Annotated in this window: 10 protein-coding genes; 9 read left to right on the forward strand and 1 reads right to left on the reverse strand. The window is 67.4% G+C overall.

What is annotated here, in order from left to right:
- Positions 1-40: 40 nt before the first annotated feature.
- Genes tssF through AC6CIE_RS25985 form a run of 7 tightly spaced genes read left to right on the forward strand, consistent with a single transcriptional unit; the run spans position 41 to position 13,128 of the window.
- Positions 41-1,879 (forward strand): type VI secretion system baseplate subunit TssF, encoded by a 1,839-nt coding sequence (gene tssF / locus AC6CIE_RS25955; protein WP_498094614.1) that lies wholly within the window; start codon positions 41-43, stop codon positions 1,877-1,879.
- Entirely contained in the window at positions 1,843-2,934 is a 1,092-nt protein-coding gene (gene tssG, locus AC6CIE_RS25960; RefSeq protein WP_175138886.1) for a type VI secretion system baseplate subunit TssG, read from the forward strand. The genes tssF and tssG overlap by 37 nt, the downstream gene beginning before the upstream one ends.
- A 22-nt stretch (positions 2,935-2,956) precedes the next feature.
- Positions 2,957-5,668 carry a type VI secretion system ATPase TssH gene (gene tssH, locus AC6CIE_RS25965; protein WP_498094616.1) on the forward strand — a complete coding sequence of 904 codons (2,712 nt, stop codon included), beginning with the start codon at positions 2,957-2,959 and terminating at the stop codon, positions 5,666-5,668.
- Positions 5,669-5,684: 16 nt separating this feature from the next.
- Positions 5,685-8,399 carry a type VI secretion system Vgr family protein gene (locus AC6CIE_RS25970; protein WP_498094618.1) on the forward strand — a complete coding sequence of 905 codons (2,715 nt, stop codon included), beginning with the start codon at positions 5,685-5,687 and terminating at the stop codon, positions 8,397-8,399.
- Positions 8,396-9,367, forward strand: a complete 972-nt coding sequence (locus AC6CIE_RS25975; protein WP_498094620.1) for a hypothetical protein — start codon at positions 8,396-8,398, stop codon at positions 9,365-9,367. Before AC6CIE_RS25970 ends, AC6CIE_RS25975 begins: the two co-directional genes overlap by 4 nt.
- Positions 9,364-12,507, forward strand: a complete 3,144-nt coding sequence (locus tag AC6CIE_RS25980; protein ID WP_498094622.1) for a T6SS effector BTH_I2691 family protein — start codon at positions 9,364-9,366, stop codon at positions 12,505-12,507. The genes AC6CIE_RS25975 and AC6CIE_RS25980 overlap by 4 nt, the downstream gene beginning before the upstream one ends.
- A gap of 12 nt (positions 12,508-12,519) precedes the next feature.
- Positions 12,520-13,128 (forward strand): hypothetical protein, encoded by a 609-nt coding sequence (locus tag AC6CIE_RS25985; RefSeq protein ID WP_175138881.1) that lies wholly within the window; start codon positions 12,520-12,522, stop codon positions 13,126-13,128.
- A gap of 31 nt (positions 13,129-13,159) precedes the next feature.
- Here AC6CIE_RS25985 and AC6CIE_RS25990 read toward each other — a convergent pair whose 3' ends face one another.
- Positions 13,160-13,525 carry a hypothetical protein gene (locus AC6CIE_RS25990; protein WP_498094624.1) on the reverse strand — a complete coding sequence of 122 codons (366 nt, stop codon included), beginning with the start codon at positions 13,523-13,525 and terminating at the stop codon, positions 13,160-13,162.
- 133 nt (positions 13,526-13,658) lie between these two features.
- On the opposite strand from AC6CIE_RS25990, the gene AC6CIE_RS25995 reads away from it, so the two are divergent.
- Complete coding sequence (locus tag AC6CIE_RS25995) at positions 13,659-14,306, forward strand: YiaD family glycine zipper/OmpA-like lipoprotein (protein WP_498094626.1); 648 nt, start codon at positions 13,659-13,661, stop codon at positions 14,304-14,306.
- A 69-nt stretch (positions 14,307-14,375) separates the two neighbouring features.
- Positions 14,376-14,702 carry a 4a-hydroxytetrahydrobiopterin dehydratase gene (locus AC6CIE_RS26000; RefSeq protein ID WP_175123322.1) on the forward strand — a complete coding sequence of 109 codons (327 nt, stop codon included), beginning with the start codon at positions 14,376-14,378 and terminating at the stop codon, positions 14,700-14,702.
- Positions 14,703-14,706: the final 4 nt, after the last annotated feature.

Below are 14,706 nucleotides of genomic sequence, written 5' to 3' on the forward strand. Positions count from 1 at the left end.
GCGGTGCAGGTGCCCTGGCGCGCCGGACAGGAAGACATCAATGGAAGAATTGCTGCCCTATTACGAGCGCGAACTTGGCTTCTTGCGCACCTCGTCGCGCGACTTTGCCGAGCGTTATCCGAAGATCGCCGCGCGGCTGGGGCTGTCGGGCGAGACCTGCGAGGATCCGCACGTCGAACGCATGATCGAGTCGTTCGCATTGCTGAGCGCGCGCATCAACAAGAAGCTGGACGACGATTACCCCGAATTCACCGAAGCGCTGTTCGAGGTGATGTATCCGCATTACCTGCGGCCGTTTCCTTCGTGCAGCGTGGCGCAGTTCGACTTGGGCGGCGCGGGCGCGCAATTGACCGCACCCGTGCGCATCGGGCGAGGCACCGAGCTGAAATCCCATCCGGTACGCGGGGTGGCGTGTCGCTTTCGCACCGCCTATGACGTCACGCTGGCCCCCATCGAGGTCCGGCGCGCGGCGTTCGAGTCCAGCGCCAATGCGCCGGCCACGGCCAAGCTGCCGGCCGGCGTCACGGGCCGCTTCTCCATTACTCTGGGCTGCCTGGGCGAGAACCAGCATTTCGGCATGCCGGGCGTCGACCGGCTGCGTGTCTATCTGCACGGCGAACCGTCGTTCGTGGCGGCGCTGCGCGACGCCCTGCTCCTGCGCGCGGCTGCGGCCTATGTCGAGCTGCAGCCGGGACGGTGGGACCGCCTGGCCACGATTCCGCTGGCGCAGGTCGGGCTGGCCGAGGAAGATGCGCTGATCGACTTTCCCGCCAGCTCGCACCCGGCGTACCGCCTGCTGGCCGAATACTTCGTGTTCGCCGAAAAATTCAATTTCGTCGATATCGACCTGGCCGCGCTGCGTCCCCATCTGGGCGCCGTGCGGCAATTTACGCTGCATGTGCCGGTCAGCGGGGTGCGCGCCGATTCCAACACGGCGCGGCTGCTCGAATCGACATCGGCGGACAACCTGCGGCTGGGCTGCACGCCGGTGGTGAACCTGTTTGCGCAGCGCGCCGACCCGATCCGCGTGACGCACGCCGCGGCGTCGTATCCGGTGGTGGCCGATGCGCGTCGCGCGTATGGATACGAGGTCTATTCCATCGATCGCGTGCGGCAGGTGCGGCAGAACGCCCAGAACGATACGGTGGTGGACTTCCGGCCGTTCTACTCGCTGCATCACGGCGAATCGCCGGAGTCCGCCGGCCACTACTGGACCATGCGGCGCGATGCGTCGATGGCGCAACGCAGCCCGGGGTACGAGACCGAGATTTCCATCGTCGACATCGATTTCGATCCCTCGGTGCCGCAGACCGAAACCCTGAGCCTGGATCTGACGTGCACCAATCGCGACCTGCCGGCGAGCATCGCGGTGGGCCAGTCGGGCGGCGACCTGTTCCTGGAAGGCGGTACGGTGGCGCGCAGCATCCGGATGCTGCGCCGGCCGACGCATTCGCACCGTTTCCAGCAGGGGCGCGCCGCCCACTGGCGATTGATTTCGCATCTGGCGCTGAATCACCTGTCTCTCGTGCAAAGCGGCCTGCCCGCCTTGAAGGAAACGCTGCGCCTCTACGACCTGTCCGGGTCGGCGGTCGCCGCGCGTCAGATCGAAGGACTGATCGGCCTGGACTACAAGCCGGCCACGCACTGGATGCCGGGCGAGCCTTTCGCCACGTTCGTGCGCGGGATCGAGATCCGCCTGACCGTCAATGAAGATCACTTCGTGGGCACGAGCCTGCATACCTTCGTTGCCGTCATCAACCGCTTCTTTGGCCTGTACGTGCACGCCAACAGCTTTGTGCAATTGGTCGTGTTGTCGCGCCGCGGCGCAGAGGAATTACTACGATGCCCCCCATGCAACGGCGACGCCATCCTAGCGTGATGGACGCGCTGCTGGCAGAGCCGCAGCGCTTCAAGTTTTTCCAGGCCGTACGTCTGCTCGAGCAGTGCTTCGCGCGGCAGGAACGCGGCGCGACGCGCCATACGGTTCCCGTGCACCTGCGCTTTCCCAATGCCCCCGGGCTGGCGTTTCCGCCCAGCGAAGTCGTCGATGCGGTGGCGTATGACAAGGACGGCGAGGCGTTGGCCGACGAGGCGGCGCGCCAGGCTGCCATTGCCGAGGGACGGTTGGGCCGTGTGGAAGTGACGCCGGCATTCTTTGGTCTGCTGGGCGGGCAGGGCGCGCTGCCGCTGCATTATTCCGAGATGCTGGCAAACCGGGAGAGCCTGCGGCGCGACCGCGGCGCGCGCGCCTTTTTCGATATTTTCTCGAACCGGGCGGCGGCGCTGTTCTACGCCGCGTGGAAGAAGTACCGCATGCCGCTGCGGCACGAAACCGAACAGGACCATCACTTTCTGCCGCTGTTGCTGGCGCTGGGCGGGATCGGTCACCCGGCGCTACGCGACCGGTTGCACAGCGGCGCGGGCAAAGTGTTCGACGAGTCCGTGGCGCATTACGCGGCGGCCGCGCGCCAGCGGCCTGTTTCGGCGCCGATGCTGCAGCGCGTGTTGCAGGACTACTTCGGCGTGCCCCTGCGCGTGGAGCAGTTCGTGGGGCGCTGGTATGACGTGCCGCCGCAGAACCGTACCCGATTGGGACAGCCGGGCGCGGTACTCGGCGTGTCCGCCCTGGCGGGCGATCGCATCTGGCAGCGCGACCTGCGCATCCGGTTGTGGATCGGACCGCTGCCGCGCCAGGCCTTCGCTGATTTCCTGCCGGGTGGCGAGCGCGCGCAGGCGCTGGAAAAGCTGTTGACGATGTTCGGCGGCATGACTTTCGAATACGAAGTGAGGCTGGTGCTGGCGCGCGAGAGCGTCATGCCTTGCCAGCTCGGCGAGGGCGGCGACGTGCGTCTGGGCTGGAATTCGTTCCTGTGCACCGGCCCGGCCACTGAGGACCGCGACGACGCCAGTTATGAACTGCACACCATCCATTGAACCGAAGACAAGCTAAAGACACATGGCAACTCCGCTGAAGACGTTGATCGGGAAGTTGAATCAGACCTGCCGCCAGGCCGCCGAGCGCGCGGCCAGCCTGTGCATGGCACAGGGCCACTATGAGGTGGATCTCGAGCATCTGTTCCTGGCGCTCCTGGAAAAGCCGGCCAGCGACGTGAGCATCATTGCGCGACGTTGCCACATCCAGGCTGATGCGCTGGAAGCCGATCTGAAGGCGGAGATCGACCGGTTCAAGAATGGCAACACGCGTACGCCCGTGTTTTCGGCGCATCTGCCCAAGCTGTTCGAACACGCGTGGCTGATCGCGTCGCTGGATACGCAGACCACGCGCATCCGTTCCGGACATCTGCTGCTGGCGTTGCTGACGGAGCCGGACCTGGCGCAACTGGCGCGCCGGGGCTCGCCGCTGTTCGAATCGTTCCGGCTGGACGAACTGAAGCACGATTTCGCCGCCCTGACGCAAGGGTCGGAGGAGACGGGGCAAGCGGTGGGCTTGGCCGATGACGCGGGTGGGCAAGAAGCGCCCGGGCAGCCCGCGCCGGGCTTGTCGCAGACGCCCGCGCTGGACCAGTACACGACCAATCTCACCGAGCGTGCGCGGGAAGGCAAGATCGATCCGGTCATTGGGCGGGATGCCGAGATCCGCCAGATGATCGACATCCTGACGCGCCGGCGGCAGAACAATCCCATCCTGACCGGCGAGGCGGGCGTGGGCAAGACTGCGGTGGTCGAGGGGCTGGCGCTGCGCATTGTCGCGGACGACGTGCCGCCCGCCTTGGCCGGCGTCACGTTGCGCGTGCTGGACATGGGCCTGCTGCAAGCCGGCGCCAGCGTGAAAGGCGAATTTGAGAACCGGCTGAAGAACGTGATCGACGAGGTCAAGAAGAGCCCGTCGCCCATCATTCTTTTCATCGACGAGGCGCACACGATGATCGGCGCGGGTGGGCAGGCGGGCCAGAACGATGCCGCCAATCTGCTCAAGCCCGCCCTGGCGCGCGGCGAGCTGCGCACCATCGCCGCCACGACCTGGAGCGAATACAAGAAGTACTTCGAGAAGGACGCCGCGCTGGCGCGGCGCTTCCAGGTCGTCAAGGTCGAGGAGCCGGACGAAGCGCTGGCGGCGTCGATGCTGCGTGGCATGGCGCCGCTGATGGAACGCCACTTCGGTGTGCGCGTCCTGGACGAGGCCATTGTTGCGGCCGCGCGGCTGTCGCATCGCTACATCACGGGCCGTCAGTTGCCGGACAAGGCCGTCAGCGTGCTCGACACCGCCTGCGCGCGCGTGGCGCTGGGCCGCAGCGCCACGCCGGCGCTGATCGACGACGCGCGCCATCGTCTGACGCGGCTGCGCACCGAACGGGAGGCCCTGCGGCGCGAGGCCGCCACGGGGGCGCCGCAGGCGCGGCTGGCAGAACTGGACGCGGAGATCGCCAGCGTGGAAGCGGCGCTGGCCGAGGCGGAAGGGCGCCACGCGGCCGAGATGGCGCTGGTCGACAGGATCCAGGCCTTGCGCGCCGAACTGGAAGCCCAGGGCCAGGATGCGCCGAACGCGGACGCTTCCGCGGCGCCACCCGCCGCGCCGGCTTCCGGCCGCCGCAAGCCGGCGCCCGCGCCGCTTACGCCCGAGCAGCAGCGCCTGGCCGGGCTGATGGACGAGCTGCGCGCCTTGCAAGGCGAGCAGCCGCTGGTGCCCGCCTGCGTGGACGCCCAGATCGTGGCCGAGATCATTTCGGCCTGGACCGGCATTCCGCTGGGCCGCATGGTGAACGACGAGATCCGCACCGTGCTGCAATTGCAGCCCATGCTGGCCGAGCGCGTCATCGGCCAGGACCACGCGCTGCATGCCATCGCGCAGCGTGTGCGCACGGCTCGCGCCGGGCTGGAAGATCCGGACAAGCCCAAGGGCGTGTTCCTGTTCGTGGGCCCGTCGGGCGTGGGCAAGACCGAGACGGCGCTGGCGCTGGCCGACATTCTTTATGGCGGCGAGCGCAAGCTGGTCACGATCAACATGAGCGAATACCAGGAGGCCCACAGCATTTCCGGACTAAAGGGCTCGCCGCCCGGATATGTCGGCTACGGCGAGGGCGGCGTGCTGACCGAGGCGGTGCGGCGCCAGCCCTACAGCGTGGTGCTGCTGGACGAGATAGAAAAGGCCCATCCCGATGTGCTGGAACTGTTCTTCCAGGTGTTCGACAAGGGCGTGATGGACGATGCGGAGGGGCGCGAGATCGACTTTCGCAACACGCTCATCATCCTGACGTCCAACGTGGGGTCCAGCACCATCATGCAGGCCTGCCTGAACAAGCCGGCCAGTGAACGCCCGTCGCCGGAGCAGTTGGCGGAACTGCTGGCGCCGCAGTTGTACAAGGCGTTCAAGCCGGCATTCCTGGGCCGCATGAAGACGATTCCTTACTACCCGGTGGACGACGACGCGCTGGCGCACATCATTGGCCTGAAGCTCGGCCGCATCGCGCGCCGCGTCCAGGCCACGCACCGCGCGGCGTTCGACTGGGACGACGGATTGGTGGAAGCCGTGCTGGCCCGCTGCACCGAGGTCGACACGGGCGCGCGCAATGTGGACCATATTTTGAACGGCGCGCTGCTGCCGGAGATCGCGGAGCAGGTGCTTGGCCGCATGTCGCAGGGTGAGGCCATCGCCAAGATCCGTGTGACCGCGGGCAAGAACGGCGAGTTCCGGTTCCGGATGAGCTGACGAGGGAGACGCAGACATGGCCCTTGAATCCGCTGCCGCCGGCCCGCTGGGCGCAGGCTTTACGCAGGCCGATCGCCTGTTGGACCTGGCCACGCCGCTGGGTCCGGACACCTTGCTGGCCGAGCGGCTGCAGGGCCGGGAGCAGTTGAGCAGCGGCGGCTTCGTGCTGGACGTGGATGCGCTGTCCGGTGATGCCCACATCCCGCTGAAGTCGCTGATCGGCCAGTCCGCGCAGGTCAAGCTGCAGACCGCCTTGGGCCGGGACCAACACCGCGTGTGGTGCGGCGTGGTGACCGAGGCGCGCTTCGAGGGCGCCAATGGCGGCTTTGCGCGCTACCGCCTGCGCATCGAGCCATGGCTCGCGCTGCTGCGCCAGCGGCGCGACAGTTTTGCGTTTCAGGACCTGTCGGTGATCGACATCGTCGACAGCGTGTTTGGCGATTACAAGGGCCAGGGTGCGCTTGCGCCCCAATGGCGCTGGGAAGTGAAGGATCGCGATGCTTACGCCAAGCGCAGCCTGACGATTCAGTATCGCGAAACCGACTTCGCTTTCGTGGAGCGTCTGCTGGCGGAAGAGGGGCTGTTCTATTGGGTCGAACATGAAGGCGGCGACGGGGAACCCGGTACGCATACGATCGTGATCGCCGACCACAACGGCGCATTCGAGACCGGCCCGCAGGACAGCATGCCCTTCCAGCGCGCCGATGCGACCGAGGAACAGGACTCCATCCAGGCCTGGCGCCAGCACCGCGCATGGCGCACGAATGCCGTGCGGCTGGCCACCTGGGACTATCGCGCCATGCAGGCGCGCAAGGTCAGCGCCCAGGTCGAAGACAAGTTCGCCAATGCGCTGGAACTGGCCGACTCGGATTACCCCGGGCAGTATCTGTACGAAGACAGCGCGCAGGGCGAGCGGCTGGCGCACAACGCGCTGGCCGCGCAGCGCGTTCGCCAGTCGTTGTTCGAGGGCGGAGGCACCGTGCGCACCCTGGCGCCGGGTCAGCGCTTCACGTTGACCGGCCATTGGGAGCCCTCGCAAGGCGCAGGGGCGGACTTCGTGGTCATCGGCATCCGCCACGAAGCGCGCAACAACTTCGACGAAAGCCTCGGGCAGGCCGTGGCGCAGGCGCTGGGCGCGGCGGGCGGCGGGGCTGTGGAAAAGGCGGATGGCGAGGCGGCGAACTTCTATCGCAATCGCTTCGAGGCCATTGCCGCCACGCTGGAGTACCGGCCCAGCACACGCGATGGCCACGGCGCGCGCCTGCATCCGCGCCCCACCGTGCATGGCGCGCAGACTGCGCTGGTGGTGGGCGCCGGCGACTCGGTGCACACCGACCGCGATCATCGCATCAAGATCCAGTTCCACTGGCAGCGCGGCAGTGCGTCCAGCAGCCGGCAGGACCATCCGGCCGGCGACGACAATGCGCCCGCCAGCGAGGCGCTGGGCACCTGGGTGCGTGTGGCCGAGCCCGTCGCCGGATCGGACTGGGGCGGGCATTTCGTTCCCCGGCTGGGGCAGGAGGTGCTGGTGCAGTTCCTGCATGGCGATATCGATCGGCCTGTCGTCGTGGGCGCGCTGTACAACGGCGCGGGCACTGAAAACGCCGCGAACAACCAGGTGCAGGGCGGCGCGGCCAAGGCGACCGGCAATGCGCCCGCCTGGTTCGCGGGCAGCGAGGCGGGGCACGCGCACAACGCGGTGATGTCGGGCTTCAAGACCCAGGCGCTGGCGTCCAGCGGACAGGGCATGGGCGGCTACAACCAGCTCGTGCAGGACGACACGCCGGGCCAGTCGCGGTTGACGGCCTCGACCACGCAGGCCGAATCGCGATTGAACCTGGGGCACCTGAAGCAGCAGCGCGACAACGAGCGGCTGTCGGACCTGGGCCATGGCGCCGAGCTGGCGACGGCCGAGGCGCTGGCGCTGCGGGCGGGGGAAGGCCTGCTTATCAGCGCCCACAAGCGCGAGGACGCAACGGGCGGCCTGCTGGACAGCGAAGAGGCCATCCAGCAAATGGAAAAGTCCATCGAGCAGGCCGCCGAGCTGTCCGCAACGGCCGGCCGCCAGGAGGCCCTGTTGCCCGGCGACAACGACAAGCCGCGGGCGCTGAACGAGCTGAATGCAGTGCGCGAGATCATCGAAGGCACCAAGTCCGACGCAGAACACAATGTGCCGGCCTACACCCAGCCGCACATCCAGGTCAGCGCGCCCAGCGGAATCGGGCAATACACGCCGCATAACGCGTACACGGTGGCCGGCGCCACGCTGTGCCAGATTGCCCCGGACGTGAACTGGGCGGCGGGCGCGAATCTGGCGATGTGCGTGGCGCAGGGCGTCGCGCTCTTTACCAAGGGACTGGGCGGCAGCGGAAGGGCGGTGCAAGAGCAAGGCATCCGCCTGCACGCCGCCGGTGGAAAGCTGCGGCTCCAGAGCCAGAAGGCGCGCATGCGGCTGGCGGCGGAAAAGGCGGTGACGCTGGCGTCGGCGCAGGGCGCGGTGGACGTCAATGCGTCCAAGAAGGTGCTGGCGACGGCCGCGGGCGCGTACATGCGGATCGAGGGTGGCGGCATCCAGCTGCATGCGCCCGGCAAGGTGGAACTGAAGGCCGGTGTGCACAACTGGGTGGGACCGCAAAGCGGCGCCGGACCCGCGCAGCCGCCGCAGGGCGACATGGAAGGCTGCGCCGCGGCGCTCGAAGACGCGGCCGGCAGCGGCGCGCTGGCGGCATGACGAAGGATGTGACGTTGGACATGACGTTGGACATGACGACCCGCCAGCGCGAGTATTGGACGCCCGCCGCCGAGGCCCGCGTCGAGCACGCCATTGCGGGCCTGCGCGCGGTGCTGGACGCGCGCGCCGACCGCCGGGTGCTGCTGTTGTGCGATTCGACGCTGGCCGATCCGCTGGGCGAGAACATCGCATCGGCCGGTCTGCGGCGCTGCGAGGTCGACCTGATTTCACAAGGGGCAAGCGCGCCGCCCTTGTATCTGGCCGAGGTGCCGGATGAAGTGCAGCACGAACGTCTGATCAACCGCAGCCTGCGGCTGGCGGTGGACGAGGCCGTGCGTCCGGCGCCGGCGGCCAAACGGCCGCGCTCGATGTCGGCATGGCTGGCCACCGATCTGCCGCTGGCCGAGGTCGCGCAGCGCCTGGTGCTGCGCGCGCGCCTGCGCGATGCGCAGGGGCGCGTGCGCATCCTGCGGTTCTGGGACCCGCGCACGACGCAGTTCCAGAGCGAGCTGTACGCGGGCACCGCGCCGGCCTCCTGGATCGAGGGCGTCACGTGGATGAGCGTGGACGGGTTCGGCCAGTGGCAGACGCTGCCGGACGCGCGCGGCCCGATGCAGACCGTCACGCCCGATTGGCCGCGTCTGGCGCGGCTGGGCCGCGTCAACGCCGTCCTGCAACGGCTGAACGCGCAAGGGCTGCGTTATGAGACGCCGGCGCTGGAGGCGGTACGGCGCGCGCTGGATGCCGCCGCGGCGTGCGGCATCGCCGATGACGAGGACGCGGCGCTGTTCGCGGCCTGGCGCGTGCGACTGGACGCGCCGCTGGAATGCGCGCCCTCGTTCCTGGCGTTGCTGCGCGAAGTGCGCGAGGAAGGCGGCCGCCTGTATCGCGCCGCCGAGGACATGGACGACGAGGATTGGCAGGCGTTTGCGCACGAGGCGCAGGCGCGGGAGGATCTGCAAGCATGACGACTGATTACGACGCGCTGCCCTGCAAGGGCAAGTTCTGCGGCCGGCCGGGCCTGCCCATCCTGCCCATGCGGATCGCCTATGTGCCGGGCGGCAAGAACGACCTGCCCGACGGCGTGTACATGGAACCGGAGCTGTACTACGAGACCATGCGCCAGGGCGCCTACATGCTGCGCGCCATCACCGCCGGCTACGTCTACATCTGGGATCCGCGCCGCAGCTACGGTTGGCGCGCCTTCGCGGCGACGGCGACTGGCCAGATGAAGGAAGTGCCGGTCGACGACGACAACCGTCCGTCCGAACAGCCCACGTTCACCTGCACGCGCGAGGGGCACGGCCTGGAATCCACGCTGATCAATGTGGAGGCGCCGGCCAACGCGTCTCGCACGGTGTGGGTGGGGTATTCGCGCGTATGGTGGACGCGCGACATCCGCCGCGATCTGACCCGCGACGAACGCTGGCGCAAGAAGATCATGGTGGAGCTGGACGCCAAGGCGGTGTGGGGCGGCGGATATCCCAAGCCCGAGACCGGCTACCGCGTGGCCGAGGACGGCGCCAATCTGGCCAAGCACTCGATCGAGTTCCGCGACGCGGCCGGCGCCGCCACGCTGTTCAGCAATACGCTGTCCCCGGCCGTCAACGTGTTCGGCGGGCAGGGCGCGGCCGTTGCGGCCAAGATGCGGCAGATGACGCCCAAGGGCGGCATCGTGCTCGCGCTGCGCGACCCCGTCGGCATCCTGGCCGACGTGGCGACGTGGCGCAACAAATGCATGGGCGAGCTGGCCGAACACCATCTGGACCCCACGCGCATGCGCGAAGTGGGCGTCGCGCAGATCATCGACGGCCTGCAGAAGCAGATGGGCAACACGGGCGACGAGATCCGGCGCCTGCGCGAACGTGTCGATACGGGCAAGGTCGCCAAGACGCTCAGCGACAACAAGGTCGCGATCGACCGCATGCGCGAGAAGATCGAAGGGGCGGGCAAGGACTGGGCGTGGTGGTATGGCCGCGAAGCGTTCTGGCTGGCGCTCAAGGCTTATTCGCCCAAGGACGCCGCGGCCGGCGAGCGGCTGGAAGAGGACATGGCGCTGTGCGTGGATGGCGCGGGCGCGATCGAAAGCGAACACAAGGCCATCGACGATTCGCTCAAGGACGAGGACAGCGACAGCACCTATGCGGCGATCTGGCGCGCGCTGGCGGCGAACGACGGCGAGCTGCTGGGTTTCCTGGACCGCGAGGCCAAGGGCAAGGTGATCTCCAAGCAGGTCTCCAATGTCCGCAGGATGATCAAGAGCTACAACGACTGGATCAAGGCGCGGGCGGCCAAAGGCCAGTTGCCGCCGATGCGGGTGGCTGGCGCGGCGATCGGCCGGTTCATGGCGACGCAGCTGCTGCGGCTGACCCTGGCGGGCGACCCCATCGCCGAACGCGTCGCGGCGCGGGTCACGCTGACGATGTCGGCGCGCATGAACATCGTGATGGCCGTGCGCACGCATACGACCACCTTGCCGCGGATGATCGCGGACATGCACCAGATTGTCTGGGAACCGAACCCGGCGACGGTGACGGTGGGCGCGGGCAGCAGCGAGGGCCTCGGTGCGAGCAAGCAGATGCAGTCCGGCTGGATGGGCACGCAGGCCGAACGCTCCACGCCGGTCACGCTCAACTACATCATTCCCGAGGAAGTGGATGCGCAGTTGAACGCCGCGGCGGCGGCGCCGCCCCGTCCCGGCGGCGGCCCATCGCCGGCGCTTGCGCTACCGGCGCCCGCGCCCGTGCTGGCGCTGCCCGCACCGACCATGTCGCCGCTGGCGGGCCTGGTCAAGTGGGCAAAGTCCAAGGACGGCGCGAATGCGGGGGCGACTGGCGTGCTGACGCTGGTGGCGCTGTATGCGTCGGTCTCGGATTTGCGCAACGCGCAGGTCGTGCAGGACGCCAAGGCCGCGCGCAAGGCATGGTTCGGCATCACGTCGGGGGTGTTGGGCGTGGGCAGCGTCGCGATCGAAGTGACCGCGGGCGCGATCGGTGCACGCGTGGGCGCCAACACCGCCTTCACGATGAATCTGAAATTGAACATGCGCCTGACTGCGGTGCGGACGGCCGGCGCCGTGTTTGCGGCAGCGGCCACGTTCGTCGACGGCGCCAACAACGCGCTGAATGCGATCGACCAGTACGATGTGAAGAACTACGAGGCGGGCAACGCCTATGCCACCTCATCCGTGTTCCTGCTGTTGTCCGGGTTGACCGGCGTGGCCACCGCCCTGGTTTCGTTGGGCGGCGCATTCAGCACGGCCGGGGTGGTGGCGGGCGCGGGGGGCTTTGGCAGCGCGATGGTCGGCCTTACCAGCGGCGGCACGGTGCTGCTGGGTATTCCCGTGTGGGGCTGGATTGCGCTGGGCCTGTGCCTTCTGGCTGCCGGGTTGTACTTCAAATTCTGGGGCGACAGCGCCAAGGAAAGCGAACTGGAAATCTGGTTCACGCGTTGCTGCATGCGCTCCGCGCAGTTCTCGGACGTGAAGGATCGCGAACTCTATTCGACCCGGGAAGAGGAACTTGAGGATTTCAACTGGGCCGTGTTCGGCGTGCGCGTGATGCTGGAGTGGAAGGGCTTTAAGCAGGGGGAAATCTTTGGCCGCGATCGTCTGGTGCTGGACGTGGTGATGCCGGGCTATACCGAACACAGCGATTACGCATACATCCTGAAGCTCGTCGGACCGGGCATCAGCGTCATCGTGGCAAGCAAGGGATCCCCGCGCGCGACGGACCCGGATCTGCTGCCGCGTGGACCATCCGATATGCAATGGGTGCAGGGGCGCCCGCGCGAGGAGACCTGGGCCGACCGTGTGGATAACTACGTCGACAATATGACCTCCCGTCCCGGGTGGGCGGATGCCTGGCGCTGGATACGCAAGGATCGCAGCCAATCCATCGAGTTCACCGCCAAGCCTTGGGACGAGTCGGTTCAGTTCAATGTGAGCAGCGGCCGCGGGGTGCTGCGCACGGAGGTGCTGGTCGATGACGATATTTTCAATGAAGCGATCCTGAAGGTCGAATACTGGCCCGACCCGGATCGCATGCCCGACATCCGCTCGGTGCCCATGGGCCCCGGCGGTTCAAATCTTGTAAGAGCGACTAACTGACAAGGCGCACGCATGAACAGCAACGAACGGATCCCGGTGTCGGTCTATACGCGATGGCACCAGTTGTCGGTGCCCCTGGCGTTCGCGCTGGCGGCAGGCAGCTTTATGCTCGTGGTCTTCAACCGCGGGCCGATCGGGCTGGCTGCCGTGCTTGCCGTGTTGGGCCTTCTCGTGCCGCCGCTGGTGGCGTTCAGGGGATTTCCCACGCGCAATGACGTGAAGGTGACGGCCGAAGGGCTGGAGTTCTCGCGCCGCAAACCCGTTGCCTTCAAAGATCTGGCTAGTTGGGGCACGGACGATTATCTGAAACTGGTCCGCCCCGGTCTGCCGACCCTGCTGGTCAGCGCGGCGGACTTGCCCAGGCGCGAGCGCCTGCTGCGCGAATTCGAACAGGCATTGACGGCGTGGCAGAAGCGCCAGCCTGCAGGCACGCAGGCGGCGCGCCGCACGCATTTCTATGGGTCCACGGCGGGGCGTCTGGTCGGCTTGGCAATCACCGCCCTGGGCGCGGGATCGGCCATCATGGCGCTGAACCTGCGCGAGCCATCGGTGTCGCTGGCCATCGTGGGCGGGCTGGGGGCGTTGTTCGGGCTGGCGATGGTGTTTGGCCGGCGCGGGTGATCGCACCGCCGATGGTCCGCGACGGCGTGGCCTACCGGATCGTCGGCACACGGGCCGAATCCGAGAACACGACGCTGATCGACGTGTTCGACGTCAGGCGCAAGCTCACGTCAGCTTGACGATGAACCGCGGAGCCCACCGTCTTGGCGGAGGTCCAGATCAGCCCAAGCAATGGCACGGCTGCCGATACCAGATCGCCGATTCCGGGCGCGGGATTGAGCGGGGCACGCACCACCGCGCTGCTCATGCCTGCGTCGCGGCACAAGGCCTGGAGGCGGGTGACGGCGAGTTCCAGGTCGTCGACGTTTTCAAGGAAGAAATCCGCTTTTGCGCCGCACAAGCGGGCGAGTTCGTCGCCGGCCATCCTGTTGAAGAAGTAGGTGCGCGCCACGGACATGGGTTTCTCCATCGGAAGCGCCATCTTAGCGTTGGCTGCGTACAAAATGTTGCCCGGCGCCCCATTTCCCCTTGCTAGCATGATCCACGCCGGAATGATCCGGCATCTGGATGGATGGACAGTGGAGGTTGCCATGAATTCAAGAAGAACACTCAACCGTATCGCCGTGATTGTGGCGGCGGGTGCCTTGATGGCCGGTTGCGCGACGCAACAGCAAACGAATACCGCTGTCGGTACGGGCGCGGGCGCGGCGTTGGGCGCGGGCATCGGCGCGCTGATCGGGCACGGCAAGGGCGCTGCGATCGGGGCCGGCATCGGCGCGGTGGCGGGCGGCCTGGTGGGCTACAACTGGAAGGTCGTGAAGGATGACGTGCAGAAGTCCGGCGCGTCATCGCTCGGCATCGACGTCGTCGAAATGCCCGACGGCAGCCTGAAGGTCAACATCCCGAGCGGCGTGTCGTTCGATACGGACAAGACGCAGCTCAAGCCGGCGCTGCTGCCGGTGCTGGACAGCGTGGCGCGTTCGCTGAATCAGCATCCTGAACTGCGGGCCAAGGTGGTCGGCCATACCGACAGCACCGGTGCGCTGGCGCACAACCAGACGCTGTCGGTGAACCGCGCCAGGAGCGTGACGGATTATCTGGCCAAGCAGGGCGTGGCCGGCACGCGTATGACGGTGGAAGGCCGTGGTCCGAACGACCCGATCGGCGACAATGCGACCGCCGAAGGGCGCGCGCTGAACCGGCGCGTGGAGATCTACCTGTACGCGGTCCAGCAATAAACGCGGGCGCGTCATTTGCTGACAGGCGGCTGGCGCGATGCGCCGCCGCCTTTCTTTACGGAGTCTGTCATGAGCGATTTTCCCCCCGCCCGCATCGGCACCGATATCGCGATCGCCGCGCTCACTGGCTGGCAGGCCGTGGCTGGGCGCGATGCCATCGAAAAGCGCTACCGCTTTCCCAACTTCAATGCCGCGTTCGGTTTCATGGCGCGGGTGGCGATGTTCGCGGAAAAGCTGAACCATCACCCCGAGTGGACCAACGTCTACAACCGCGTGGACGTCACGCTGACCACGCATGACGCTGGCGGCGTGACCGAGCTGGACGTGCGGATGGCGCAGTTCATGGACGAAGCCGCCGAGCACGCGGGCGCGACGGCGCCGAAAGCACAGCCCTGAATTA

This window comes from Achromobacter sp. GQ309 (assembly GCF_059759315.1).

What these genes read in the sequence shown, in the direction of transcription:
- AC6CIE_RS26000 (WP_175123322.1), top strand. Translation starts at nt 14,376, where the DNA reads ATGAGCGATTTTCCCCCCGCCCGCATCGGCACCGATATCGCGATCGCC.
- AC6CIE_RS25970 (WP_498094618.1), top strand. Translation starts at nt 5,685, where the DNA reads ATGGCCCTTGAATCCGCTGCCGCCGGCCCGCTGGGCGCAGGCTTTACG.
- AC6CIE_RS25995 (WP_498094626.1), top strand. Translation starts at nt 13,659, where the DNA reads ATGAATTCAAGAAGAACACTCAACCGTATCGCCGTGATTGTGGCGGCG.
- tssG (WP_175138886.1), top strand. Translation starts at nt 1,843, where the DNA reads ATGCCCCCCATGCAACGGCGACGCCATCCTAGCGTGATGGACGCGCTG.
- tssH (WP_498094616.1), top strand. Translation starts at nt 2,957, where the DNA reads ATGGCAACTCCGCTGAAGACGTTGATCGGGAAGTTGAATCAGACCTGC.
- AC6CIE_RS25985 (WP_175138881.1), top strand. Translation starts at nt 12,520, where the DNA reads ATGAACAGCAACGAACGGATCCCGGTGTCGGTCTATACGCGATGGCAC.
- tssF (WP_498094614.1), top strand. Translation starts at nt 41, where the DNA reads ATGGAAGAATTGCTGCCCTATTACGAGCGCGAACTTGGCTTCTTGCGC.
- AC6CIE_RS25975 (WP_498094620.1), top strand. Translation starts at nt 8,396, where the DNA reads ATGACGAAGGATGTGACGTTGGACATGACGTTGGACATGACGACCCGC.
- AC6CIE_RS25990 (WP_498094624.1), bottom strand. Translation starts at nt 13,525, where the DNA reads ATGTCCGTGGCGCGCACCTACTTCTTCAACAGGATGGCCGGCGACGAA.
- AC6CIE_RS25980 (WP_498094622.1), top strand. Translation starts at nt 9,364, where the DNA reads ATGACGACTGATTACGACGCGCTGCCCTGCAAGGGCAAGTTCTGCGGC.